Source organism: Verrucomicrobiota bacterium (assembly GCA_037139415.1).
Lineage (GTDB): Bacteria > Verrucomicrobiota > Verrucomicrobiia > Limisphaerales > Fontisphaeraceae > JBAXGN01.
On sequence record JBAXGN010000108.1, the window covers coordinates 1 to 26,585 of the forward strand.

Annotated in this window: 13 protein-coding genes and 1 pseudogene; 9 read left to right on the forward strand and 5 right to left on the reverse strand. The window is 58.2% G+C overall.

The features are described 5' to 3' along the window. Positions 1-8,986: DNRLRE domain-containing protein (locus tag WCO56_18175; protein ID MEI7731508.1), on the reverse strand; the 8,986-nt coding region annotated here is incomplete at its 3' end. A gap of 443 nt (positions 8,987-9,429) precedes the next feature. Here WCO56_18175 and WCO56_18180 point away from each other — a divergent pair. Both WCO56_18180 and WCO56_18185 read left to right on the forward strand, forming a co-directional pair. Further along, positions 9,430-10,314: a helix-turn-helix transcriptional regulator gene (locus tag WCO56_18180; protein ID MEI7731509.1), complete on the forward strand. Its 885-nt coding sequence runs from the start codon at positions 9,430-9,432 to the stop codon at positions 10,312-10,314. Positions 10,315-10,333: 19 nt separating this feature from the next. Continuing rightward, positions 10,334-10,492, forward strand: a pseudogene (locus tag WCO56_18185) (type II toxin-antitoxin system RelE/ParE family toxin). Between the two features lie 286 nt (positions 10,493-10,778). Here the strand turns inward: WCO56_18185 and WCO56_18190 are convergent. The 3 genes from WCO56_18190 to WCO56_18200 all read right to left on the reverse strand — a co-directional run bounded on the left by WCO56_18190 (position 10,779) and on the right by WCO56_18200 (position 17,874). After that, on the reverse strand, positions 10,779-14,861 hold the full coding sequence (locus WCO56_18190) for a DUF5696 domain-containing protein (protein ID MEI7731510.1): 4,083 nt from the start codon (positions 14,859-14,861) through the stop codon (positions 10,779-10,781). A gap of 220 nt (positions 14,862-15,081) precedes the next feature. Then, the gene (gene rpoN, locus WCO56_18195; GenBank protein ID MEI7731511.1) at positions 15,082-16,581 is read right to left on the reverse strand and encodes an RNA polymerase factor sigma-54; all 1,500 of its coding nucleotides are present in this window, start codon (positions 16,579-16,581) and stop codon (positions 15,082-15,084) included. Between the two features lie 111 nt (positions 16,582-16,692). Next, positions 16,693-17,874 (reverse strand): aldo/keto reductase, encoded by a 1,182-nt coding sequence (locus tag WCO56_18200; protein ID MEI7731512.1) that lies wholly within the window; start codon positions 17,872-17,874, stop codon positions 16,693-16,695. A gap of 131 nt (positions 17,875-18,005) precedes the next feature. Between WCO56_18200 and WCO56_18205 the strand changes: the two genes are divergently transcribed. Both WCO56_18205 and WCO56_18210 read left to right on the forward strand, forming a co-directional pair. Beyond that, positions 18,006-18,329 carry a DUF167 domain-containing protein gene (locus WCO56_18205; GenBank protein ID MEI7731513.1) on the forward strand — a complete coding sequence of 108 codons (324 nt, stop codon included), beginning with the start codon at positions 18,006-18,008 and terminating at the stop codon, positions 18,327-18,329. After that, entirely contained in the window at positions 18,326-19,411 is a 1,086-nt protein-coding gene (locus WCO56_18210) for a retropepsin-like aspartic protease (GenBank protein MEI7731514.1), read from the forward strand. The genes WCO56_18205 and WCO56_18210 overlap by 4 nt, the downstream gene beginning before the upstream one ends. 24 nt (positions 19,412-19,435) lie before the next feature. Here WCO56_18210 and WCO56_18215 read toward each other — a convergent pair whose 3' ends face one another. Continuing rightward, on the reverse strand, positions 19,436-20,854 hold the full coding sequence (locus WCO56_18215; GenBank protein MEI7731515.1) for a phospholipase D-like domain-containing protein: 1,419 nt from the start codon (positions 20,852-20,854) through the stop codon (positions 19,436-19,438). Positions 20,855-21,062: 208 nt separating this feature from the next. Between WCO56_18215 and WCO56_18220 the strand changes: the two genes are divergently transcribed. The 5 genes from WCO56_18220 to rpmB all read left to right on the forward strand — a co-directional run bounded on the left by WCO56_18220 (position 21,063) and on the right by rpmB (position 26,366). Next, positions 21,063-22,049: an SPFH domain-containing protein gene (locus WCO56_18220; protein ID MEI7731516.1), complete on the forward strand. Its 987-nt coding sequence runs from the start codon at positions 21,063-21,065 to the stop codon at positions 22,047-22,049. A 1-nt stretch (position 22,050) separates the two neighbouring features. After that, positions 22,051-22,947, forward strand: a complete 897-nt coding sequence (locus WCO56_18225; protein MEI7731517.1) for an SPFH domain-containing protein — start codon at positions 22,051-22,053, stop codon at positions 22,945-22,947. A 95-nt stretch (positions 22,948-23,042) separates the two neighbouring features. Beyond that, positions 23,043-23,783: a FecR domain-containing protein gene (locus tag WCO56_18230; GenBank protein MEI7731518.1), complete on the forward strand. Its 741-nt coding sequence runs from the start codon at positions 23,043-23,045 to the stop codon at positions 23,781-23,783. Between the two features lie 113 nt (positions 23,784-23,896). Then, positions 23,897-26,014 (forward strand): adenylate/guanylate cyclase domain-containing protein, encoded by a 2,118-nt coding sequence (locus WCO56_18235; protein ID MEI7731519.1) that lies wholly within the window; start codon positions 23,897-23,899, stop codon positions 26,012-26,014. A 67-nt stretch (positions 26,015-26,081) separates the two neighbouring features. Then, positions 26,082-26,366 (forward strand): 50S ribosomal protein L28, encoded by a 285-nt coding sequence (rpmB, locus tag WCO56_18240; protein MEI7731520.1) that lies wholly within the window; start codon positions 26,082-26,084, stop codon positions 26,364-26,366. Positions 26,367-26,585 lie beyond the last annotated feature (219 nt).

A 26,585-nucleotide genomic window follows, 5' to 3' on the forward strand; every position in this document is an offset into this window, starting at 1 on the left:
CCTTCCCGTCATCCGGCTTCGTCCATTGCGTGTCCGATAATACCCCGAACTTCCACGGCTGTACTTTCACCGAGATATTGATCTGCCCTGGGACGTTGGTATCGAGGGTCGCCACCAGACTCGGGTTCGACACCACGCTCACCGTGCCGGGGGTTCCCGTCAGCGTGCCACTATAGTTGATCAGGCGGCAACTTCCAGAAGGCGGCAGGCCGCCCAGGAAACGGATCGCCAGATTGCCGTTCAGCGTCACGCCCCCGTTCACCGTTATCGGGCTGCCGTCCGTCCCGTAAGCAAACTCGAGGGTGGCGGAGGGCGCCACGCTGAGCGAACCAACCGCCAGCGTGCCCTCGACCGCCAGTTTCCCGTTGTTGACGGCCAAGGCCCCGCTGATCGCATTGCTGCCCTTTAACGTAACCGTCCCGGTGCCGACGGGGATGGTGACGGTCGAGTTGCTGACCACCGCATCCTTCCACGCCGTGGCAATCGCGGCCCCGGCGTTCACCAGCACCTGGCTGATATTGGCCAGACGGTTCGTCACCATCAGCCCGGCCACCGTGTCAATATGCAGAATGTTATTGGCCAGTGGCGAAGGCGTGATGTCGCCCTGAATGCCGGCGTCATCCAGCAGGAAGAGGTTATAGGTGTCGCCAGCCACCGCCGTCCCGTTGACCAAGGAGGCCGTCGCCCAGTTCACCGCGTTCGGCGTAAACACGGCGCTGTTGGTATAATCACTCAGACAGCGGCCATACTGGTCGCGATAATCCAGCGAGCGGGCCAGCGCGGTGCCGTTGGCCACCGCCGCGAAGAAGCTGATCGGCGCGCTGATGACGTTGGCGTCGTTGGTCGGCGTGCCAAAGGCGTGGCCGCTCTTGGTGTTGTCCCACACCACGCGGTTGCGCAGGAAGTCCGCCCAGAAGAACTCGACAAAGTTGATGTCTTTGCCCGTGGCCGGATTGGCCTTCAGATAGCCCTTGATCTTCGTTGACCCGTTCAGGCCAGCCTTGGTGATGCCGTCCGCCAAGCCCCAAGTCAGGGCGCGGTACTGGTCGCTCGCCATGGCGGCGCTGCCCAGCGTCGAGGGCGTCACCGGCATGCCCCACACGCTGGGCATGATCGGTTGCAGACCCGCATAACCCGCATCGGCCGCAATCGTAAGTTGATTGCCATTGGTGCCAAAGAGCATCGCGTTGTTCTCCGCCTGCCGCGCCGCCCACCACGCGTCATCCACCGCCACGGGCGTCCCGCTGTAGAAGTTGGTCTGAATTTGCCCCAGCACGATCCGGTGCATTCCCGGCACCACGTCGCCCGTCTGGGTGTTCACCGGCGAGAGATAGCCCGCCGTGGTGTGGTGCCCGTCGGTGATGTAGCCCTGGCCGTCCGGCCCGATCATGATCGGGAGGTTCTTATCTTTCCAAGCCCCAACCGTATAGGTTCCCTTGGCCGCCTGGGCGCTGTAATCATAGAGGTTGGTCGTGCCAGTAACAGTGGGGCTCACCGGCGAGAAGGCCAGCTTGCCGAAGAAGGTCGCCTTATAATCCACCTCGCGATACCCGAGCGAACGCTGCGTGGCGCGCACGGGGCTCTTGTTGGTTGGATCGGCTTCCATGTATACGTACGTTCCAGGAGCCAGCCCCACACTGAACGGCTGGTAGAGGTTGCCGCTCACATTGATGATCGTGGTCATCACGGTGGCGGCCGCGAAATCTCCGTCATGGTTGACCACCGCCCACACGGTCATGCGGTTGGTGTCCACGCCGTAGGCACCCAGCGGATAACTCGAACTGTACGGGCCAAAGACGAACAACGGAGCCAGACCGCCCACGTTCAGGTCCACCGCGTTCACCCAGTTGCTGGAGACCGTCCGGCTGGCCAGGCAGAACTGCCCGCTCTGCAACTGCGCCAGGGACACACTGGCCGGATCGTAGCTCACCGCCAGCGCATACGTGTCGCCCGCCGCCGCGCCAATATCCTTCATCCCGCTCAAGGTCAGCACGTCGCTCGCCAGCCCCGCCTGGTTCGTCGCCCACGCCGTCGTCACCGCCTTGGCCGTCGCCTTCCCGTAGTTCACCCGGTTCGTGCTCCCGTTGACGCCGTTCAAAATCTGCATCGCCGTCCCCATGAACCCGTTGCCCGCCGCGATGCTGTGGTTCGTCACGTACGACCCGCCCTGCGGCACCACCAACTCGATCCCGTTCAGGCTGTACCCGAAGCTCTCCCGCTTCACGAACGTCAGCGCCGGCGTCGTCGAAAACGCGTTCGGATAGCTCCCCACCGACGCATAGTAGTCCACCGTCACCTTCGGCCCGTCCACCGTCACGATGTAATACCCCACCTTGTACAGTTCCTGCGCCAACGGCACGTCGTTGCCCGAGACCGGCAGCAGCGGCGTGTAGAACTTCGAGCTGTCCGACTGCAGGATCAACTGATGCACCCACTGCCCGGCCGTCACCGGCGACTGCACCAGCGAGCGGTAGTGGTGGTGGTCATGGCCCGACACGCAGTACGGCACATTGTTGGTCGCCAGCGTCTGGATGAACGCATCCAGGTTCTGCTGCTTGGCCACCAGTTGGGCGAACAACGCCAGGTTGGTCGCCGCCACCGCATTGGTGTCCACCCCAAATCCGTCGCCCGGATCGGTCGGCGTCAGGTTCCCGTCAAACAGGTTGTCCTTGTGGTTGCCGCCCAACAGGTTCTTGTGCGTGAACACCATCGCGTGCGGCGGCCGCGTCCCGTCGGCCAACTGCCCGCTGAGCCACGGCAACTGCGCCGGGATCGTGCTGTTATAGTAGTTGCCATTGACATCAAACTGATCCAGCAGCACGAACCGCATGTTGTTATAGTCGAAGCTGTACGACACGCTGTTGTTCGCCGTGTTCACCGCCACGGGCGCCGAGAAGTTCGCCCCGACCACGAACGGCGAGCCGCTCTTCACCGCCGGGGCGTTGCTGTCCCCGGCGGGCAGGATCGCCGTCGTGATATCCGCCGGCGTATTGTTATTCAGGCCGCTCCCAATCTGCGGGAAGGCGTACCGCAGCTCCGCCCCCGAGGTCAGGTCCGGCACCAGCTCCGCCGCCTCGTGGTTGCCCCGCAACGGGTAGAACCCGATGCCCGCGTTGTACAGGTCCTGCGCGTACAGCGCCCGCGTGCCAATATTGGTCCAGCTCCCCACGTCCACCGTGTCCCCCACCGCCACCACCAGCTTCACCCCCTGGGCGATGAACTGCGCATTCACCTGCTTGACGATGTCCGCCGCGCACGTGTTCGGGTCCTTCCCGTCATCCGGCTTCGTCCATTGCGTGTCCGATAATACCCCGAACTTCCAAACTGGTGTCACCATCGTGAAGGTTCCCGTCGGGGAAATCGCGCTCTGGCCTGCGGCATTGGTCGCCATAACCGTCCAAGAGTAAGCGCCGTTCCGCAAACCCGCCGGAAGCGTCAGACTGGTTCCCGCCGTGTAATAAACATTGGAACTCGCGGTCCCAATCACGGTGATCTGATAACCGCTGGCATCGCTGACCGCCGCCCAGCTCAGCACGACGGCACCATTGGTTACGGTGCCATTGGCCGGGGTGGTCGCCCAGACCGCCGGGGCGTATTGTACACTGGCATCAGCCGAGGCGTGAGCCGACTCCGCCGCGCCGGTGCTATCCGTGGCAACGCTGTAGAACTGGTAATAGCCCGGACCGTTTGGATACGTGAAGGTGACGGCCCAAGGGGCGGCAGTGTTCGTCTGGAATGGTGTCCAAGCACTCCAACTGGAGTTGTCGGCGGAGTAACGATAAACAAATTGCAGATTGGTGATCGTCACGGCCACGCTCGGAAAATCAACATCGAGGAAGGGTCCCCACGCGGCACTCTGCCACTCGCGGGACTCAAAAGCGTAGGTGGTCGTCACCGGCGAACCCTCGACATCAGCCTTGATGACCAGGGAAGCGAGTTTGTCGTTGGTGTATCGGCTCTGGATGAACGGCGTAACGTCCCAAGTATAGTAAGCGCTCGTGCCGTTATTCGGGATGGTCACAGTATCCAGCGGCGTCTGGTCAAAGATCGGTTGGTTAGTCCAATTAATCCCGAACTCCGTCCAGGAATTGTCGGTGCAAGGACTGACCGTAATCGGCGCGGGGGCACCAGCGCCAGGGGCTTTCCAGCAGTAGAGGCGGAGCCGAGCGGCGACCAGATTGCCGTTGGTGAGGCTGGAGAGATCAAACTTCGTCCAACCGCGTTCGTCCAAGTAGGTATCATTGTTGGCGGTCTGGACGTACATGCCCGTATTGCCCCCAGAGTTGCCCCCAGGGTTGCCACGCACGACTTGCGTGTCGGCCACCGCCGTCAGCGTCTTCGTGTTGGCTGGCGCGGTTACCGTGACCGCCGCAGTCAGGGTCACCGGGGCCAAAGACTGCGCTGCGGGCGTAATGGGGAGCACCGAGGAGATCGGCGGGAAACCGGCGCCGCCTGAACTTGACAACACCGCCGCATTATCACAGCGAAAGCGCATGGCGTAGCTCTCGGTGGTGGGCACCCCGGACAATTGAAGCAAGTCACCAACGTTGCCCGGCAAGGTCTTGGCTGTAAAGGCCGTGACGTCATAGACCGAGATCGTTTTGCCAAATTGGTCGGTGACGGTGCTGACGCCGGTCTTACGGGCGTTGAACTGAACGTAGTGATTCTTCTGCGAATCGTCAAAGACAGCGGCGATGGAATTCTTGAAGGTCGGCTGAGCCAGATTCGTGTCGGACCCGACAATCTTTAACTCAACGCCGTTGGCATAAATACCTTCCTGGTCCACGAACTCGGGGTTGCCCTTGTAGGCACCGTTCTTGCCCCACGTTTCGATGATCGAGCCGTTGGTCAATTGGCCGCGCTTGAAGGCCAGGAAGCTGCGATAGAGTTCGGCTTCAGCCAGGCGGTTGGCTTGATTAATCGTACCGTCGGCATTCACCAAGTTGATGGGCACCTGCTTGCTGCCCCGCCGGGCGAGGGTCTCGTCGGTGGCGTTGAGCAGGCGGATAAACGCCTTGTCATAGCTCACGTTGCTCTCATTGTCGTCCACCATCGTCACTACCGCGCGGTAACCACCGGAGAATTCGGTGTCGAGCTGATAGCGCGGGCCAGGAACAGTCATCATGTTGTTGGTCGTGTTAAACTGGGCGGTATAATCCACAATCGCCTGGCGGCAAAGCATTGACGAGTTCTGCGGACTCGGGTCGGAATAGCTAAACCCGCTCGACGGGTGGGCATACATATAATTATTGATGGCCACATTGAAGGTGTTCGTCAGGTTAATCGGCTGGCCGTTATAAGTGATGGTGGTCGGCACGCCATCATGCGCAATCACCAGCCAGCCTTTCGACATGGCGGCGCCACAGTTGTTGGCTTTGACAAAATTATAGATTTCCTGGCCGGTCATCTTGACGAGGGTCAACAGATCGTCGTTCCAAGGAAACGTTTCGTAAATCTGGCTGTAGGTGATCGGGCCGGCGGGAACATCGGCGCGGACACCGCCACCGGATTCAAAGGCCAAGTCGCAATTCGTATTAAACACGATGGCGGCCTTCCAAGCCATGGCGTCGCAGATCCATTCGCCAGCGGTATTGTCACCACTCCAAGGATATTCGTCCGGCGACCACCACTTCATGATGTTGTCCAGCAAGAGCGGGGTGGCCGTATAACCGATGACTTGGTCCAAGAGCGGACCGTTGGTCAGCGCCGTGGCCGTGTCGTAGGTAGTCTTCAGGTTGTTTACCAGCGCGGCCACATCGGCATCCGGGGTGATGTCCGCATTACGCACCACGTGCTGGGCGGCACTGACATAGGCACCCGCGCCATCCACGTTCAGTTCGCCGACGTACTTCATGTAGCTGGCGGACTCGACGAAGATGGTCTTGTAGTTGAGGATCTCCGGCTGCCAGGCGGTGTCGGTCCAAGTGTGCCAGTGGCCGGTGACGGCAATTTCGGGCACCCGCACTGTCCCGTCATCCACGATAATGGCCTTGGCGGCAGAACTGTCCACGCAGATAAAGCTCTGACCAACGTGGGCCAGCAGCACGACCACATCGCAACCGTTGGTGGCACGGAGTTCCTTGACATAGTCCGCAACGTGAATTTTCGTGGCATCGGTGCTGCTCCAATCACAAGCCACGACGTCAATAATCGGAGCCACGCTCGCGCCCACTTCCGCCGCGCCGGTGGTGTACCCAAGAATGCCGATCTTAGTGCCATTGATCGTGACGATTACGTAGGGCTTGAAGAAGGGATTGTGTGTGCCATTGCTGCAAATATTCATCGAGAGAACCGGGTAAGTCGCATTTTGCAGGTTGGTGATATAGGATAGGTCGCGCACATCATGGTTGCCCACCACCGAGGCATCAATGCCACGGCCCGTCGCGGCCTTGAGCTTGGCGTCCAGCACATTATAGAACTGCACCATGGACCCGTTCCCGGTCATGTCCCCGATGGGGTTGCCTTCGGAAATATCGCCGGCATCCAAAAAGAGCGAGTTTGGATTATTGGTGCGCAAGTGCAACACCTCCGCGCCCATGTAAGCCGCACCGCCGACCAGCTCGAAGGCGCCATCGTTCGTGGCATGCTTCGGAATAACCCAATAATGCGGGGTCAAACGCGCGTGCGTGTCATTGACATGATAAATGGTGAAAGGACCCTTGTGTACCACCGCATTGGTGGTAAAGGTCGCGCTGCAACCGGTGCTGGCGGTCACCAGGCACTGCAAGACAACCGTGCCGCTTGCACCAGCGGTGAAGGTCACGTTCCGGGTGGCCGCGCCATCCGTGATCGCGCCGTCGGCAATCGTCCAGGCATACGAGGCACCCACGCCGGCGTCACTCACGGAAGCCGGGTTGCCCGTGCTGTTCGGGGCGACGGTGGCGGGTGCCGTGATCGTGACCGAGGGCGGAGCCGTGACACTCACACTGGCAGAGCCTGCGGGTGAAACGCAACCCAAAGCATTCGTAACGACGCATTGCAGGGAAACCGACCCGCTGGCCCCAGCAGTATAGGTAATGCTGCGCGAGCCGTTCCCGCTGGCCAGTACCCCACCCACAACCGACCAAGTATAACTGGCGCCGACTCCCGCGTCCGGCACCGAGGCCACCAAGCCGTTGGTATTGCCGCAAACCGTGCTGTCCGCCGTGATGGTGCTGTCCGGGAGGGGATTGATGGCCACGTGAGCCATGCCAACCGAGTCACAAGACCCATTGGTCACGGCGCAGCTCAAGTCCACTGTACCGTTGACGCCAGCCGTGTACGCAATGAGCCGCGTGCCGCTGCCCGCCGTGATCGTACCATTGGTAATACTCCAAGCATAGGTGGTGCCAGCCCCGGCATTCGGGACGGAAGCCGCATTGCCGGTTGAACCGCCGCAGATGCTGGTGGCGGCGGTGATGGTCGAATCCAGCGGGCCGATGGGCACCGTGGCGCTGCCGGAAGCATTGAAACAAGTGTTGCTGACGACGCAAGTCAGTTGAACGGAGCCGGAAGCACCTGCCGTAAACGTAATGGCCTTGGTGGCATCACCCAAGCTGATCGAGCCGCCTGAAATCGTCCAAGTGTAGGTGGCACCGGTCCCGGCATCCGGGACAGAGGCGGTCCCGCCCAGGCCGGGACAAACGCTGCTGGAAGCGGTCATGGTGGCGTTTGGTGTGACCATGACTGTGACATTCAAGCTGCTGGCCGTGCCGTTCCCCGCGGCATTCGTCGGCGTCACCGTCACGGCACCGCTCGTGGTTCCCCAGTTGACGGTGATATTCGTGGTTCCCTGGCCCTCGAACACACTGGCGCCGGCCGGCACCGTCCAATTATACCCGGTGGCGTTGTTTACGTTCGTGATGTAATAAGTGGAACCGCTCGTATTGGCACAAACGCTGTTCGTGCCGGAGATCGGTCCGGCTGCAGCCGGCAACGGGGCAACGGGAGCGAGTACAATGCCGCGGAAAGCCTTGTTGGAAGCGGCAGTAACCAAGGTGGTCGCGCTCGCGGTCGAAGGGGCGGCGTTATTGGCGGCAGTATCCGTTGCGGTGTAAATGGTTGTGCCGGTTGCACCATACAAGATCACAGTCGAGCCACTAACCGTCGCCGTCAGCCCGCGAACCGAGGCAGCAGTGATTTTGCCTTGGTACGTGAAAGTGGTGCCACTCACGGAATACTTCAGTATCCCATTAAGAGTATCGTCGGCGATGTAACAAACGTCACCGCTCGGCACGGTCACGATAACAAATTGATACATGCTGGAGGGCGCGGTTCCCGAGAAGGTAATCGTCCCGGGAGTAGTGGCAGTGGTCGGGGTGCCGCTTTGCTTATAAAGAATAGTCGCGGTATCGTAATAGACATTGCCGCCGAAAATTGCCACGCAGCGGGCATTCGGAGTGGGGTCAATGCTGGTCGTGGTGGAACTGCCTTTCGTTGTATAACGCGCGCCCTTGATCGCGCCACTACTGGTGCCGACCATCCATATCGCCGTGCCATCGGTGCTCGCGGCACTACGCATGTTATTCCCCACAAAACCGTCGCTGAAGGCGGTCGTGGTGTCCACCGTGCCATCGTACTTGACCACACCCACGACTCGGGCAACGCCTGCCGCACTGACCACACTAGCGAAGCCGATGTTGGTCCCATAGCCGGGAATGATAATAAACCGTCCGTCCGTGGAACGGGTGATCATGCCAGCCGAGGTGGCCGAACCACTGTCCACCAACGGATAGGTGGCCGGGGCGGTCCCAGGGGTCGTAGGCAGCGCGATGGACTGCACCAACGAACCGGCGGACGTATATTCATCCAGAAACACATTGGTGGCCGTGCCGCTCAAAACACCTGTGCCGTCACCAACCCGTTCCACCACCAGGTTACCCGCGGTAAACGGCGCGGCGGTTGCCACAACACTTGCCGCCAGCCATGCCGTCACCGGCGAAACCAGCAATCGTGCCATCTTGCGAAGGCACCCGCGACCGATTTGTTCTGCACTTGTTTTATTCATATTCGCCTAACTGTTAAACGGTGCGCCCGCGTTGTTGTGGCGCGCTCCAAATCTTGATTGTGTAACCCCGCTACCGACGCCGACACCGGCGTGAACTAGCGAACATAATGCACGCAAAACGGTCGTTGAACTATCGTGCGGCGGACAGGCAGCTTCGCGATCTGGCCAATAACGGTGCGCCGCAAAAACCGGCATAAACCGCAGTCTTTTCGAGGTGCCGGCGGAGAAAATGGCGGCGCGTTTCTCCCGTCGTAATGAAGATGTAACCAAACCCGCGTCGTTGAAGACGTGGTCGAATAGAAATTTATTTATTATCGGCCAGCATTCCGGATGCGGTTTTCGCTCCCGCCGCCGGATGACCGGCCGGATGGCGTCAAACACTTTTGCACAATTGTAACCTCCTAGTCATGCGCTCGCAAACAAAGCCCCTGAAACTTCGCCGCATGGGACACAAGCCCCCGCATCTGGTCATGCAACAAATCGTCTTGTCACCGGGACGCGAATTGACGCACGCTCCCGAACACTGGTCTTTTGTTCGGAGCTGCGCCGGGGCCGGATACGCCTTGGGGACCGGGCAAAACCGGTCCTTGGCGGCGGGCGATGTACTCCTCGTGGCTGCCAACTCCGAAGTTTGCCTCCGGGGGAGTCAACTGGGCCAGTGGATCATCTACCACTTCGAGGTCTGGCCGGCCGACTTGCCGGGCTTGTTCACCTTGGCGGACGAGCAGTCCCTGGCGCGCGCGGCAAAAACGGGCAGCGTGGTGACCCGTCATTTTCCTGCGAATTCCGTGACCGCCGCCCACTTCAGCGATCTGTGCCAGCTTCACAACCATCGACCGGGGACCAACCTGGTGCTGCGCGCAGAAATGCTGCGTCTGGCAGCCCATGTGTTGTCCGAGTTAGCCGCCGCCCAGCCGCTCGCTCCATCCACCGGGCTGGAGCAGCGCTTTCGCGCATTGCTCGACTCCCGCGCCGCCGCCGAGCTTATGACCCAGTCCGCCCCCGAACTAGCCGCCAAATGCGGTTGCAGTAAACGCCACTTCCGGCGCCTGTTTCTCGATCATTTTGGCGTCTCGCTTGTAACATGGCAGATTCAACTGCGCATTCGTAAGGCCATGCGCCTGCTCCAGCAGTCCGATGCCAAGGTCGTCGATGTGGCGCTCGAGTCCGGTTTTCAGCACCTGGGTCAATTCAACACCACGTTCAAGCGCATCGTCGGCGTGACCCCTTCCGCCTGGCGCAAGACTCGTCCGCCACGGTTGCTGCCGACCAAATGCCCCCAACCTGGCACATCTTCGGAGCGCGCGCGGCCACTCGCGGCGGCCTGAGCGGCCCGGAAAAGGGGTTCAGCTGGAAAACTTGCGAGTTCCGCCTAGAAACCGCCTGAAAGCATTGCCGGGCAGACGTCGCGGGCAGCATTCGATCCGCGTCAACGCCCAATGGCGGCTCTGTTTTCGGTGGGAGAACGGGGATGCCTTTGGGGTAGCAATCTGTGATTACCATTAAATTATGAAACTTTAATTTCCTCATCCCAGCGACTTGTTGCGCACCGAAATTCTGGAGCCCATGGGGATTACCCCCCTATCGGCTAGCCAAGGACATTGAGGAGAGATGAAAACGGGGACATGGCAAACATATTGGAACCAAATTCCTTTTGCAAATAAATGAACCTGCAGAGAAATATATCTAAAGAAGATAGGAGCTGGAGTCAGGCGCTGGAACGGGCTCAGAATTCAAACCGCGAAACATGCTAAAAACGCGAACGCTGAAAGACAGGAGTTAGAAGAACGGCTTACTGTACCTGCAAACGATAATAACGGCTCCGGTTGGCCGGAAAGGGTAGTTCGAGGTTCCACTGGCCGTTGCTGAACAACGGCGGGTTGGTCACCGGCTGCCAGAACGGCACCGGAAATATGTTGGTGGTGGCATAGAGGGTAAAAATCCCGGCGTCCGGCGGCCAATTCAATTCCGACTTTCCGGCCACCAGCCGCAGCCCAACCTGCGGCTGGGTTTTGACCAGGACTTGCGAAGTCAGTTCGAAGTCGAAACTCATGTCACTGCTGGTGATGGTGACTTGGTGAACTTCTACCGCGATCAGGTTGGTGCCGGGAATAAGCAGCAAGGGGCTGATCGCGTTCGTCAGCCAGTTGGTTTCAGCCGCGCCGCTGATGGTGTTGGTGGCGAGGGTTTGATAGGTCAGCGGGCCGGCGGGCAAATTGTCGCGCCAGACTTCGGCGCCGTTCAGGTACACCGCCGCGCCATCATCGCGCAACAGCCGGCCGGTGAGCGATTGCACCGGGGACGGATCGGTAACCAAAAACTCCCGCCGGAAATACCATGACACATTGGTTCCGCCCAGCGCATTGGTCCGCGCCACAACCGTCGCCTCCGGGCGGCCTTTGCTGGTATCGCCAAAGCCCAACTCGGCATAGCCGGTTTTCCAGCCGACCTCGGTAAAGGCGTTGCTGCGCCAGCCTGCCCCCGGATCCGTGCCGTAATCCCAGTACCGCCATTGCGCCCCTTTGGGCACCATCGTTGCCGGATGCGCGCCAAATTTGGTCCAACGATATTCCCGTCCGCCATTCAGCGGCAAACGCCAGCGCGACCCGGCGGGCACCGGGACAAGCTGGGTGTTCGTGGTGCCGATGGAGAGCACGTTGGGAGGTTGTTCAAAACGTTGCGCATCGAGTTCGAGCGTGAAATTGCGGTCGCGCGGCCAGGTTTTTAGCGTCCAGACATTCCCATCGCGCCGCATCAGGACACTGCCGTCGGTGCGGAGAGCACCAAAATCCACCACGGCGTTCGACACGTTCAGATGCTGCTGATACAGGGTTCCCGGATCGTAGCTGGGCGCATTGGTTTCTGGAACAAAAGTGAGGCTGGCGCCGTTGGTGCGCACTTGGAGAATCCCCAATTGAATGCGGGTCGTGCCATCATCCACACCGGACAAACGCACCCGGCTACCATCGTTGGTATCCGTCATCCCGATCAGCCAGCCATAATCACCATCGGGAATATTGGTGGCGAGGGTGAGAGTCCATGGCCCATCGCTGATCACCTGCCCCACCTGCCACTGCGAGGTGGGCAGCGCGAGCGGATGGTCCTGCTGCCAGCGGATGGTCGAGTTGGTCACGAAATGCACAAAGCACCGGTAATCCTTTGGCAGGCGGTCCTGCACGTCCCAGGCATACGTGAACCGAAACGCCCGCGCGGCGGTCTGTTGAAAATTGGTCACCGAGGGCCGCACCCGGTGAAAACTGGAAAGGTTCCAATCCGAGCCGGGCCGCGCATTGGCAAAATACGTATCGCCGGTATCGGCAAAATCCACCATCACGCCATCGCGCAAGATGGTGCCCGCTTTGATGTCCGTGCCTTCGGCCACCCAGCCAAATTGGGGCAGGGTCCAGGGGCCCGTGGCCAGGGCATTGGTGGAGCTGTTGGCGGTCAGCACCAATCCGTTCGCGTAGGTTACCCGCACCCGGTTGTTCGTGCTGCCGGTCTCAGTTTTCACCGCTGCAGTGATGTCGCGCCATACCCCGCCTGATTCGTACTGGATATCCACGGGCCGGTTTGTGGCATAGCGAGCCGTCACCGGGCTGACCAGATGATGCTCAAGCCAGGCCACCGGCACGTTGGCATAAACATCACTGTTCAGAAACCCCGCATGGCCATAGGCCACCTCTTGCAGGCGATACTGATCCATCACCACCATGGGGGCCGGCCCCGCCCAGTTGGTATCATAATTGCCCGGCCACCAGCGGCTGGCGTATCCCATGCCATGATTGAATTGGAGCGGATGGATTTTCAACAGGTCAAACTCCACTTGCAGCGGCGCATCAAACCCGTCATTTTCCGGCCAGCCAGTGCCAAACTGCGCCTCGGTGCCATCCAGGTAGCCGCTCCAATACCAGTGATGGTTGCCTTCCCCAAAGACCGGCCCGCCATGCGTCGCGCGCTCATACGCCCAAAGCTGCCGATGCACATCCCATACCCGGCTGAATTTACCCGCGCCAGTTTCTCCGGCGCGATAGTCCACATGAAACCAGGGTTCCACCGAGCTATGCACGTCCAGGAAATTGGCCTTGGTGCCATAGCGGGAATGGATCACCGGCGATTGCGTTGCGGCGAGGGATAAAATGGCGTTGGGCTTTTCCGCAAACGACTGGATGCCCGTGCCGGTATTAAACCAGGCATGGATCAGCCCGCTGGTGGAATTAAGGGCGATCTCATTCGTGGTGAAGAAATCGTAGTTGGGATAGTAATCCACGTAATTTTCATGGATGGCACAACGAATGCCCAGGCCTGCTCCAGTGGCCACCAGGTTGCTCAGGCCGACATCACCGCCCAGGTTGGTGTTGGCCGGGTAATGTTGGGGCAGCGCATTGTCATAACCGCTGCGCTGCCAGTTGTGAATAATGGCAATGCAATTGGTGATGCCATAATCGGCCAGGTTGGTCAGGTTGTTGGCGATGTTCGTGAAACTGCCGCTCCAAATATCCAGCACCACCTTGTTGGCCAGGTAACTCAGTTGCGGCGAAGGTGGCGCCGGCAAATTTGGAAACACCTCCGCCAAATGCCAGGCCGCCGTATAAATAATCCGCTCGGACAACCGGTTCCGTGTGCCGTCCGTCAACGCCCCATAGCTGGCGGCGACACCATTGAACGACGAGGCGGAGGAACTGCTCCAATCCAGGAACGCATTCACAAACAGGTTTTCGTTTGGCAGATAATAAACGCTGCCGGAATAATAGGGCGTCACCATCTGCCGTCGGCGCACCACCGGCCCCCACATGCCTGCGTCCAGTGTGCTGAGGCGTGGCTGATCACAATTCACCTCGAAGACCAGACTTTTGCCGATCGGCCGCCCGGTAATGCGCACCGTGGCATTGCTGCCCAACACGGTGTAATTGCGCACGAGGGCGTAGGTGCCGTTGGTGGCCACCCAGCCATTCGTGCCCGCCGTGGCCGTGGAACTCCAAGTCAGGCTGGCGGAACCCGACAACGGAACGCTCACCGGCACATCGCCCGTCATCCGGGCTTGCAGCGTGACGGTGCCCAAAAAGCCAATGGTTCCCGAAGGGCGTTGCCATTGATAATCCAGGAAACCATCCGCCCCGGTGTAACAAAAATGGACCACGTCATTCGACAAATACACGCTACTCTTGCCCGTGAAACCTCCCGCTGGCGCCACTTCATTGTTTTGCACCGGATACAGGTTTGCAAGCGTCAGCGTCGGCGGCGCTGGATGCGAGTTGGTGACGGGCGTATAGCCCTCCAACGCCAATTCGCGCTGGCCCCAAAGTGAAAAATCATAGCTGGCATTATTTTTGGGGCCGGGATCCGTTTCAAAGCGAATGAGCACATTGCTGCCCTTGAGACTGGTGAGGTCGTATTCAAAATTCAACCACACATCATTGGTGCGATTCGTGTCCAGTTGCTTTTGTCCGTTGACATAAACCCGAAACGTTGCGCCATCGGATTGCGTGATGATGTCGGACCGCATGGCCACCGCGCCGCGCAGCAGAATCCGGGTCGCGGCTCCCGGCAGACTGAAATTAAACTGCTGAAACGAGATGCCGGTGCCGCCCCGCCAGGGACAATGCAGGAGGAAGGCCCGTTTGCCATTCTGCGATCCCGCCGGCTCGCAAGCCACCCCGGTGACATCTTCAAAATAGCCGGACCAGCCCAGGGGAAATTGCTGCTCCGACTGCCCGCGATACGCATACCCCACCGCGTACACCCCCAACTCATCCAGATTCATTAACGCATCATCCGGCACAATCGCCGGTTGACCATACCCCGTCCTGGCAATCACCAAACCCGCCAGGGCAATGGCGATCAGCAAACATCTCAAGGCAGCAGGGCGTTTGGTCATATTACACCAGCCGTAATCTTAACCCAGGCGGTGAAAATAGTAAGCTTATTTTTCTGAATGCGGATTGCGGATTGCGGATTGCGGAATGACGTTGAACTCCAAAGCGGTGTCGTCATCCGCCCCTGTTACCCCCGGATTCTGCCACCGCACTCTCCAAATTTTCCCGCGCCGTCCTATTTGAGACTCGTCACCTACGCTTGCGGTTGGGCGACCCACCGGGCTAATACTGGCGGCGCAGATGGGAGGGCAGGATGCCAAGCTCCTCGCGGTATTTGGCAACGGTACGACGAGCCAGCGCGACGCCCTGCTCTTTGAGTTTATTGACGATTTCCTGATCGGAAAGCGGACGCTTGGGATTCTCGATCTGAAACAGTTCGGAGACCATCTCCTTGATTTTCTCATTGGAAACCATCTCACCACCCGGCATTTCCACACCCACGGTGAAGAAGGATTTCATCTCCAGCACCCCTTGAGGGGTCTCCATGTATTTGCCGGAGACTGCGCGGCTGACGGTGGTCTCATGCACTCCGATGACGTCGGCCACTTGCTTCATGGTCATCGGCTTGAAGGCGGATACCCCCTGCTCCAGGAAATCCCGCTGACGGTTGACGATCTCGCGGGCGATATTGAGAATGGTCTGCTGCCGTTGCTGAATACTCTTGATCAGGAATTTGCCCGCCTGGATCTTGTTGCGGATGTAATCGCGCACCTCGTTGCCGCTCTTCGGATCGGCCATGAGGTCTTTGTATTGGTTATTGATGCGCAACCGGGGCAGGTGTTCATCGTTCAGGGTGACGACGTATTCCTCCCCGACCTTCTGGACGAACACTTCCGGGACGACATACACTTCCGGCTGATCCTGCATCGCCAAGCCGGGCCGGGGGGTAAGGTGCGCGATGCGCTCCGCCGCCGCTTGCACGTCCCGCAGCGAGAGGTTCATCGCGCGGGCAATGTCCGGATACTTGCGCCGCCCCAAGGCGTCCATGTGATTTTGCAGCAGGCGGTATTCCAGAGTGGACTTGCGCCCGGCACGTTCGAGCTGCAACATCAGGCATTCGCGCAAATCCCGCGCCCCCACGCCGGGCGGATGACAGGCCTGAATCTGGCTTAAGACGGTTTCAATTTGTTCGCGGGGGCAATTGGTGGCGAAGACCAGCTCATCCACGGAGGATTTCAAGTAGCCGCTATCGTCAATGTTGCCGATGATCATCTCGGCGACGGGACGCAATGACTCATCGAGATCGGACGTCCGTACCTGCTCGATTAAATCCTCCTGCAGCGACTGCCCAGCCGTCAACGAATCCAGAAAAAATTGGCGTTTTTCATCCTCTTCCGCGCTGGAACGCTGGGGAATATTGGTCTGGGAAAAATGCTCGCGCCATTCCTGATCCATCTGCACCAGCCGGTTGAACTCGGCTTGGAAATCATCCACCGGAGCTTCGCTGGGACGCTCCGTGGCGGGATCAAACTGGACGTCCCGGGGCGGTTCAGCCGGGTCGGCACGATTCGATGGATCGCCCTCACCGAGTTCGACTTTGCGCGAGGTTTCGACTTCGTTGGCGGGAACTTCTTCGAGGGCAACGTTTTCCTGCAACTCCTTTTCCACCATGGCCTGCAGTTCAAGGGTAGGCGCTTGCAGCAATGCGAGTGATTGCTGCATTTGCGGCGCCAGAATCTGTTGCTGACTCAGATTCTGCGTTTGATACAGGCCCTGTGCCATGCGGATAGTATGAGTCCCGCCCCTCTTAAAGACAAGCCCTGATTGGTACAAAAATTGCTACTGCATCGCCGTCTCTTAGCCTTTACGGCTACGCAAAAGGAGATTTTGGGATTAGCTTTGGCTTAAACGCTGCTTCGGAGCCTCATAAAGCAACTGATGGGCTTCCGCCAATAACGCCGGAATCCGGGCGGCAAACGGGCTTTTCTCCAGCGCTTTCCGCAAATCGAGCGCTTGCACGTTGGCAGCATTGACGCCGGGGAACCAGTGTTCCGCCTGCCCCAGCAGGTTGTAGCGCATCTTGGCCCAGTCAACCAGGTCCAACGACTTAGCATAGGTCCATAGCCGCACAATTTCCATGATGTTCACTTCGCCGGGCACTTCGGTGTATTCCGGCAGCCCGGCGTGCCATTGCCGGCACCAATCCGCGCCCAGCGCCCGTTCCATCTCTTGGCGTAACCGCGCCTCGATCGGGGCGACCACTTCCTGCATGTGGTCGTAATTCGCCAGCGCCCGCACGTGCTCATCAAAATCACCCGGACGGGCAACTCCACAACTCAGGGTGTGGACTTCCGGGCGGGACAGGCAAAACAGGTCGTTAAATTGCATGGGCGACAGCGGTTGGCAGAGGTTCACCATTTTGGGCGGGGGCGCGTACAGTTTGCCCCCCTTGTCATTGGGGCTGATGATAAATACCCCCATGTCCTGCCGCCGGGCGGAGAGGATGCAGGGCCAAGTCAGCTCGTTGACGAAGTACCAGTGCAGATTGACATAATCAAACGCCCCGCTGTGAATTGCCGCCTGGATTATCTCGGGGGAGGCGTGCGAGGAGAAACCGATGAACCGGCAGCGCCCGGCCTTTCGCAACTGCTGCGCAGCTTCCAGGCACCCGCCCTTGCGCAGGGTCCAATCCAGCAACTGCCGGTTGTTAATGCCATGAATGGCCAGCAAGTCCACGTGGTCCAGCCGTAGGTAGCTCATGGATTGCTCAAAGGTTTTGAGAAAATCCGCCGCCGTTTCGCTCGGTGCCACCTTGGTTTGCACGATCATTTTGTCCCGCGGCAGGGTGGGCAGCACCCGGCCCAACTGCATCTCGGAAGTGCCGTAGCCACGCGCGGTCTCGATGTGGTTGATGCCCAGTTCCAGCGCGCGATGAATGGTGGCTTCCAAGTTGGCCTGACCCTCGGCCGGGATTTCGCCGGGGGCGCAATCCTGCCATTTGTGTTGGTAACGCATTCCTCCGCACGAAATGACAGGCATGGCCAGCTCTGTCCTGCCAAACCGGCGGTAGCGCATGTTCGGTAAATTCATGGGCGCAAACTTGCCACGAAACCCACGCTTTGCAATACCGCAGTGGCAGAAACCTGAAAAGTCCTGTTTGCAGTTACCCGCTTTTCATTCTAATTTAAGTAGCATCCGTTGTCTGCATGAGCGATGAGTTACATGAATCGGCCTGGCTGAGCTGCCTGCGCGAGCAGGCGGAGGGAGTATGGATATCAGTCAAGGTGCAACCGCGCTCCCCGCGAAACGAAATCACCGGGCCGGTCGCAAACGAGTTAAAAGTCAAAGTGACGGCTCCGCCCGTGGATTCCGCCGCCAATGAGGTGTTGGTGCGATACCTGGCGGAGGTGCTGGACTGCCCGCGTGGAGCGGTGCAATTGGTGCGCGGGCAAACGGCACGCCACAAGGTCGTGTGCGTAAACGGGATTTCCGCCGTGGAAATGGTGGAAAAATTGCGGGCTGCCACTTGAAAAAGCACCTCTATCTACTGTTGTGCGCAAGCTTGGCCGTGGCGGGTTGCCATGGTTTGGTGCGCGGACGGCAGACCGCCATTTCCACGGCAGAACACCAGCAACTGCTGACCAAGGTGTATTCGCCAGAAGCAGCCGGTGTGCAAGTCCGCGTCCATGAAGCCAGTCATTCCATTCGCTGGCGGGAAATGGCGCGACCAGAACACGCGGTCAGCGTCCCCTTGCTCCCCCCCGATTCACCGGGCTCCGCGCAACCCATTATCGAAATGCGCATTAACGGCGGCAGTCCGGTGCGGATGGTGGTGGATACGGGAGCACCGGTGACGCTGGTGGACACCACCACCGCGCTGAAAAACAAGCTCATGGTCATTGACCCCGAGCGCATGCAAAATGTGTATCTCGGTTTGGCTGGGGATGAGCAAACGTTTTATGGCATGGCCCGTTCCGTGACCGTGGGACCCGAACTGGCTTTCCGCAACGTGCTCATGGCGATCCGCCTGCAAAAATACACCCAAACCATCGGCGGAATCATCCCGGTGGCACAGTGGGATGGCAACTCCCTGGGAATGTCCACGTTGGGTAACTTTGCCTATCTTACGCTCGATTATACCAATCGGCTGGCCACCTTTTCGTATCGCGATTTTTTTGTGGCGCCAACGGATTCCAATGCGCATAGCGTGCCGTTTCTGCTGGAGTCCAAACAGATGCGCGTGCCGGTGCGTTTCGGCGGGCAAACCACGCTGCAAGCCATTCTGGATACCGGTAATGACGCCCCGCTGATGATCAGTTCCAACCTGGCCAAAGAACTGGGCTGGCAGACCTTGGTGGATCAAGGCACGCCGGCACGATACGTAGGCTTGGGCGGTGAGCTGGAACTACGCTCGTTTAACGTGCCGCTGGTGCAAGTGGCCGGCCTGTCCTTTACCAACGTCCCGGCGGTCTGCGGCCCGGAACAATTCGGGTTAATGATAGGCAGCCACTTGCTGCATCATTTTCGCGTCACCTTTGATTTCCGGCGAAAGCTGCTCTGGCTGGAACCACCCGCACTGGTTCAAGCATCCATGGAAACCGCGAACAAATAAGCGATGGACCGGAACCGAAACCGATCAATAATTCTCTGAAAGCAGCGAGTAACACAACTCGCGCAGGTGATGGAAAAAGCCGCGTTTTCTAGTCTCCTCCAGCGTGATGGGACGGGAGAGGGCAAAATCCGCGGCAATCGCCTTCTCAAGCCGGCTGGCAAAGCCATAATCATAAATCACCACGTTGGCTTCGGCGTTCTTTTTAAAGGAGCGAGCGACAAAATTGATGGAGCCAACCGTGCTCCAAACGCCGTCCACCACCATCGCCTTGGTATGCAGCATGGTGGGCTCATATTCCAATACTTTCACCCCGCCTTTGATGAGTTCACCCTGGTAATACCGGGAGGCATACAAGATGTGAGGCAAATCAATGCGCGGTCCGGGCACCACCGCGCGAACATCCACACCGCGCTTGGCGGCGCGGATCAGTGCCAGGCGGATCTGAAGGTCCGGGACAAAATACGCGTTGGCAATCCAGATGCGTTTGCGGGCCGCCTGAATGGCCATGTACATCATCAGTTTGGACATGGAGGCCTGGTCCGTGCGGGAACTGGCGATGGCCTGCACCAGCATGTCACCGGTGAGGGGAATGGACGGAAACTGCCCGTCACCATGCAACACCTCGCCGGTCGTGTGCAGCCAGTCTTCGAGGAAAATGTGCTGCATTTGCGCGACGGCCGGACCTTCAACCCGCACCGCCAAATCGCGCCACTCGTCGGGGTTGCGCGCATTGCCCATCCAACGGTCATCAAACCCGAACCCACCACAATAGCCCAGCTTCCCATCAATGGTAACGATTTTCCGATGGGTCCGGTGTTCGACGGTATGCAAGGTGTATAAACGAACCGGCTTGTACACCTGAAACTTCACCCCGGCCGTAACCAGATCGGTCTCCAAGGCATCGAGCCGCGACCCCATGTCATCCACCAACACCCGCACTTCCACCCCGGCCCGGGCGCGTTCGCACAGGATCGCAGCCAGTTCATGGCCCACCTTGCCGTCATCATAGATAAAAACCTCGATATTAATGCTGTGTTTGGCGCGCCGTAAATCCTCAAACATGCGCAGAAATACTCCGTCCCCATTTTCCAACAGTTGCGCCGTGTTCCCAGGGCGCAAGCCCGTGCGCAGGGCCTGTTGGGATCGTAAAAATTGCATATCCTCGACCCCATAAGGCGGATCGTACTGATACTGCATCCGTTTGCTCTCGCTGGTGGAGAGGCATCCGGTGAACAGCAGGGGAAACAGCGGCAGTACGGTGAACCAAAGGGAGCCACCAACCTTGAAAGTCGTCAGGGAAAGGCGGCGCGATAGTCCGAAGCAAATTCGAAAAACGGCCGAGGACCAAGGACCAAAACCCTGCGCCAACCCGCACCGCAATGCGGAGACGCAATGGGCCAGTCTGGACCAGACCATGCTTGATGTAGTTTTGTCATTAGCCATGCTCACTGGCTCTTCCATTTCTATTTTCAATTACCGACTTGGACTGTTTTGAGCAAAAAACGCTCAAACTTGGAAACCACAGCCACCCATCCATAAAAGTGAGTATCCCGATAAAAACACGCAATAGCAATCTGCAAAAATCGCATGCATTATCCTTGAACTCACCGGTCAATCGCGGCATGATCCAGCAGACAAACGAAAGGTGTTTATGATTATTTTCGGCATCGTGTTCGGTTTTGTAGCTTGGTTTTGTGCCCGGTATCTCGCCGCCGGTATTTTCACCGTAAATCAGGGCGAACGGGCGGTCAAAACCAGTTTTGGTCGCGCCCAACGCGTCGGCACTGCCACCACGCTGGAACATCCCATCGCCGAAGGGTTGCGCCCCGAGGAACGGGAGCGATACGCCTTCCCACAGGTGCGAGTCATCCCGCCGGGCGGTCCGTATTTCAAATGGCCGTGGGAACGGCTCTATAAAGTCTCCATTGCCACGCAGACGATGAATATGGCGTATGACCCGGAGAATCCCTCGGCCAACCAGAGCGGCAGCCTGCTGGAGGCGGTGACCAAGGATCAGTTGAACACCGGTTTGACCGGGCAGATTCGCTACCGGGTTAGCGAACAGAACCTATACGCCTATTGTTTCGGGGTTAAGCATCCGATTGCTCATGTGATGGGTTACTTCATCTCGATCTTGCGCGAGCGCATCGCGAATTTTGAGGCTCCCTGTACCCCGCCCCCCGCCGGACAACCGGCCAATCTGGAGCTGGCTCCTCCCAGTATTGGAGTCAGCATCAACGACTTGCGTAAAAACCTGCGCGATATCAATGAGCACATGGACCGGGAATGCCAGACCTCGGCGGCCCGATATGGGATCACGCTGGACGCCTCGCTGATCACCGGCATTGATCCGCCACAAGAGGTGGAATCGGCGCTCGCGGCCATCAACACCGCGTATAACCAGGTTTCGTCCGATATTAGCTTGGCGCAAGCCTCTGCGGACCAAAAAATTGTGCAATCCAAACGGGCGGTGGAAATTGAAACCCTTAAGGCGCACGCGGAAGTAGAACCGCTCCGCGCGCTGGCCGAACAACTGGTAGTATTGAAAAAAAGCGGACCGGACGCGTTGCCTGCTTATGTGCGGAATGTCCGGTTGAAACTGTTTAGTGAAACCCGCCGGGCTATTGTGGAGGTATAATATGATTGCCGCCGCTGTCATCACGTTTATTGCGATGTTCATCCTGGAACCGCTGCTGTTTGCGTTGATCAGGAAATTTGGTCTCTACACCATCGTCGAAGAACGCCAGTGCAAAGTCTATGTGCTGTTTGGCAAAGTGTTGCTGGTGTTGGATGAACCGGGTTTGCACCTGCTCTGGATCAAGCTGGGCTGGCGCGCGCCACTGGTCAGCTTTTTTGGCCGGTGCCACACCCTTGATTTGCGGTTGGATCAAGAGTACCTCCGCAGCCAGCCGGTAAACTCCGAGGAAGGCGCGCCGATGGGGATCGGCATCTGGTATGAAATGGTGATCAGCGACCCGGTCTCGTACCTGTTCAAGAATGCCGATCCGCGCGGTTCCCTGGCGGCCAACGTCAGCAACGCGACCGTGCGCTGCCTGAGCAACATGAAACTGGCAGACATGCTGGAAAACCGGCATAAAATGAGTCTGACGGTGCGGACCGAAGTCTCTCAAAAATCACAAGATTGGGGGTACAAACTGGGGTCGGTGTACATTCGCAAAGTGCATTTTCGAGACACGGGAATGATCCGGCAAATCGAAGAAAAAGTGGTCAACCGACTGCGCCAGGTGACATCCTCGATCAAACAGGAAGGCACCAACCAAGTGAATATCATTGCCAGCACGGCGGAGCGTCAGGCGGCGGTGGAATTCGCCAAAGCGCGGGCCATGCGCCCGCAAATTGTGGGTGCCACGTTGCAGGAAATTGCGCGGGATTCAACGATTTTCCAAGCCCTGTTCAGCGTTCTGGAGACCGAAAAACTGCTGGAGGGCAATGCCGATTTGATCATGGTCCCCAAAGGCGAGGAATTGATCAAAGAGCTGCTTGCCGCCCCGGAAGTGCCCGAAAAGCAGGGCTAAAAAAAAAACATTTTAAGCGTTGACAATTATCGGCGAATCGGTAGATTGGCTCTGGTTAATAAATGGATACAAGAACACAGAAGAAACTTGATTTTATGAAATTGATGAGTTCGATCACACGGAAACTGTTGGTTTGTGGAGTTACAGTAACGGCGTTTGCGATGACCGCATCCGTCATGGCCCAAGCTCCCCAAGTTGGTAAAATCACCGTTCGTGCGGTGCATGGCACTGCGCAAGTCCAACTTACTGCCGGAGCCGCTTGGACGCCCCTTCGCGTCAACACCATGCTCAAGCCCGGCGCGGTCATTAAAACGGCGGCAGAATCCTATGTGGACGTCATGTTGGGCCAGATGCTCTCCATCGTCCGTGTGACAGCGAACACCGAGGTGGGGATGGACAAGTTCAATGTCACCAAGACCGACGACGACGTGATCATGGATACTTTACTGGATCTCAAAGCCGGAACCTTGCTGGGCAATGTGAAGAAACTGGCGGCGACTTCCAAGTATGATGTGAAGACCCCGGTGAATGTGTGCGGCATTCGTGGCACGAAATTCAAAGTGGATGGCAATGGTAACGTGGTGGTGTATTCCGGCAAAGTACAGGTGTCTATTACTATCAATGGCGTTACCAACACCTACACGATTGACGCCAGCAAGGGCGCGAAGATGTTTAACTTCCAGAATGCGGCGACGTATGCAGACCCGAGTAACGCGGGAACGCCATTCAGCGGTCCGACTCCTCAGGGTATTCAAGAAATAACCGCTCCTGTGACGGTGCAAAATGGCAACAGTCAAAATAATCAGCCGACGATTGTCATCTCACCCGTTCAGTGACGACGAGCGTTTTGGCGATGGTCAATTACTGACCAAATAATCGGCGAAATACTTTTTTACACCCCAGAGCAACATTTTGTTGCTCTGGGGTTTTTATTTTATACAATGGCGGCGTGAAACTGAAATCGCTCAAACCGGTGCCGCTCGGAATAACCTGCGTGGTATTACTGGTGATTTGCGGGTTGCGCCTGTTGTCCCTGCCGCAGTTATACCCTTCGCTGGATGTGTTTCAACGACTGGAATGGAGCACGTATGACTGGCGCATGCAGAGCGCGTATAAACGATCGACCAATGCACTGGCCAAAGGGGAACCCGGCAATATTACCGTCGTGAGCAACCTGGCGTTGGTAGTTATTGATGATGACAGCCTCAAGGAGATCAATGACACGTTCCGCTTCACTTGGCCATGGCCGCGGTGTCTGCACGGCGATATGGTGCTGGAACTCAGCCGTCAAGGCGCGTTGGCCACTGGTTTCGACATCCTCTTCCGGGAATTACACAAGCCGCAAGCGGCCACCGATCGCGAGGTGCCCGGATTGGGCAAGTTGGGATCAGACGAATACTTTGCTTATGCGTTAAAACAATCCAGCAACGTGGCGCTGGCGGCCATGGGCCAGATGGAAAGCAATGTGGTGCATCTGCTGATGCCAGCGGAGCCGTTCGTCACCAATGCGTGGGCGGTGGGACACATCACGGCAACCGTGGATTCGGATGGTGTGCTGCGCCGCATGATCGCCTACCGCGACGATCCCCGTCAGGGCCGGGTGTGGAATCTGGCCATGCTCATGGCCGCACGTGCCTTGGGCGCGGATCTGAACAAAGCGGAGGTCACTCCGAATCACATCACGCTGCACGGAACCAACGGGGTGGTGCGGGTGATTCCCACTGATCGCGACGGCAGTTTTTACATCAACTGGGTTTTGAATTTCAGCGACCCGCGTATTTTCATTAACAGTTTCCAAGGAGTGCTGGCGCAGGCCAAAGACCGGCGCGAGGGAAAACCGGTGGAGGCGGATTTCAAGGATAAACTGGTATTTATTGGCAGCCTGGGTTCAGGCAATAATATCAGTGACGTGGGCTCAACCCCGCTGAGCCACCAGACCTACGTTTTTGGCAAATACCCCAATGCGGTTAACTCCATCTTGACGGGGCAGTTTATTCGCACGCCACCAGTCACCTGGGATTTGTTGTGGATCGTGTTGTTGGGTCTGTTGGCCATGGTGCTGGCGTGGGAAGTGCGACCGCTGCTGTCCGCCACCGCGTTGCTGACCATCAGCGGCCTCTACGTCCTGGCCGCCTGGTGGTTGTTCATCCAGCATCGCATCTGGCAACCCATATTCATGCCGGTGGGTGGCGGTCTGTTCTTCACCTACGTGTGCGCCACCACCTACCGGGTGGTATTCGAACAAAAGGAACAACGCCGGGTGAAAGGTATTTTTTCGAAAATTGTTTCGCCCAACGTGGTCAATGAACTGCTGAAAACGGACCGAATGTCCCTGGGCGGGGCACAGCGGCGAGTGACCGTATTTTTCGCCGATATTCGCGGTTTTACCGAGATGACCGATCAGACCCATGCCCGCTCAGAAGAATATCTGCGCCAACACACGCTCACCCCTCAGGAAGCTGAAATTTACATGAACCAGCAGGCGCGCGAATTACTGGCCACCGTGAATATGTATCTGGGTGCCATCGCCGATGTGGTGAAAAAGTACGACGGCACCCTCGACAAATATATTGGTGATTGCGTAATGGCTTTTTGGGGCGCGCCAACGCCCAACGAAAAACACGCCTCGTGTTGTGTGCGCGCCGCCATTGACGCACAGCGCGCCATTTATGCGCTCAACCAGCAGCGTGCCATTGAAAACAAACGGCGGGAGGAAGAAAACAAGCGTTTGGTGGCTGGCGGGGAATCGCCATTGCCCATGCTCAACCTGCTGGCACTGGGGTCCGGCATCAGTTCAGGTGTGGTGACGGTAGGGCTGATGGGATCAGAGGCGCACATCGTGAATTACACTGTCTTTGGCCGCGAGGTGAATTTGGCCAGCCGACTGGAGGGCGTTTCCGGCAGAGGTCGCATCATCATCAGTGAACCAACCTATGAAGAGCTAAAGCAAACCGATGCGGAACTGGCCGACACCTGCATCACGCACCCGCCAGTCATGGTCAAAGGCATGAGAAATGCCATCAAAGTATTCGAGGTCCCGTGGAAACAAGAGGAAAAAAAAGTATAAATAGGGCTTGCAAGCCAGCGGGAGACTGATAGGTTCACGCCTCTTTGATTTTAACGATAGAATTGTTATGGCACGTATCTGTGAATTAACTGGTAAAGGCCCGACCAAGGGCAGTCGCATCTGGCGCAGTGGCAAAGCCAAGAAAAAAGGTGGTATCGGCACGCACGTGACCGCTATCACGAAGCGGCGTTTTTTGCCCAACCTGCAACGCGTCAAGGCCGTGATTGACGGTGAGGTGCGCCATATCTGGGTGTCCACCCGGGCGCTCAAAAAGGGTTTGGTGGTAAAACCGCCGAAGCGCACGTATAAGGCCCCCGCCAAGGCGGCCGCGAAATCAGTTGCCAAGGCCTGAACAGCCTTTGAGTTCTTTTATCAAAGGCGCCCGTTGACGGCGGGTGCCTTTTTTGTTTTTCCCATTCTTTTCGCTTGAACTCGTGAGAAAAGACAGCTATAAATTACCACCGTCAGTGGCGACGCCTCCGGGAAGTTGGTAAACCGGTGGCGGCGCAGTGTCGGGTTGCCCACGTGGCGGAATTGGCAGACGCGCTAGATTCAGGTTCTAGTGAGTAAC

Coding starts and splice junctions, on each gene's coding strand:
- WCO56_18180 (MEI7731509.1), top strand. CDS start 9,430: ATGGGACACAAGCCCCCGCATCTGGTCATGCAACAAATCGTCTTGTCA.
- WCO56_18190 (MEI7731510.1), bottom strand. CDS start 14,861: ATGACCAAACGCCCTGCTGCCTTGAGATGTTTGCTGATCGCCATTGCC.
- rpoN (MEI7731511.1), bottom strand. CDS start 16,581: ATGGCACAGGGCCTGTATCAAACGCAGAATCTGAGTCAGCAACAGATT.
- WCO56_18200 (MEI7731512.1), bottom strand. CDS start 17,874: ATGCGCTACCGCCGGTTTGGCAGGACAGAGCTGGCCATGCCTGTCATT.
- WCO56_18205 (MEI7731513.1), top strand. CDS start 18,006: ATGAGCGATGAGTTACATGAATCGGCCTGGCTGAGCTGCCTGCGCGAG.
- WCO56_18215 (MEI7731515.1), bottom strand. CDS start 20,854: ATGGCTAATGACAAAACTACATCAAGCATGGTCTGGTCCAGACTGGCC.
- WCO56_18220 (MEI7731516.1), top strand. CDS start 21,063: ATGATTATTTTCGGCATCGTGTTCGGTTTTGTAGCTTGGTTTTGTGCC.
- WCO56_18225 (MEI7731517.1), top strand. CDS start 22,051: ATGATTGCCGCCGCTGTCATCACGTTTATTGCGATGTTCATCCTGGAA.
- WCO56_18230 (MEI7731518.1), top strand. CDS start 23,043: ATGAAATTGATGAGTTCGATCACACGGAAACTGTTGGTTTGTGGAGTT.
- rpmB (MEI7731520.1), top strand. CDS start 26,082: ATGGCACGTATCTGTGAATTAACTGGTAAAGGCCCGACCAAGGGCAGT.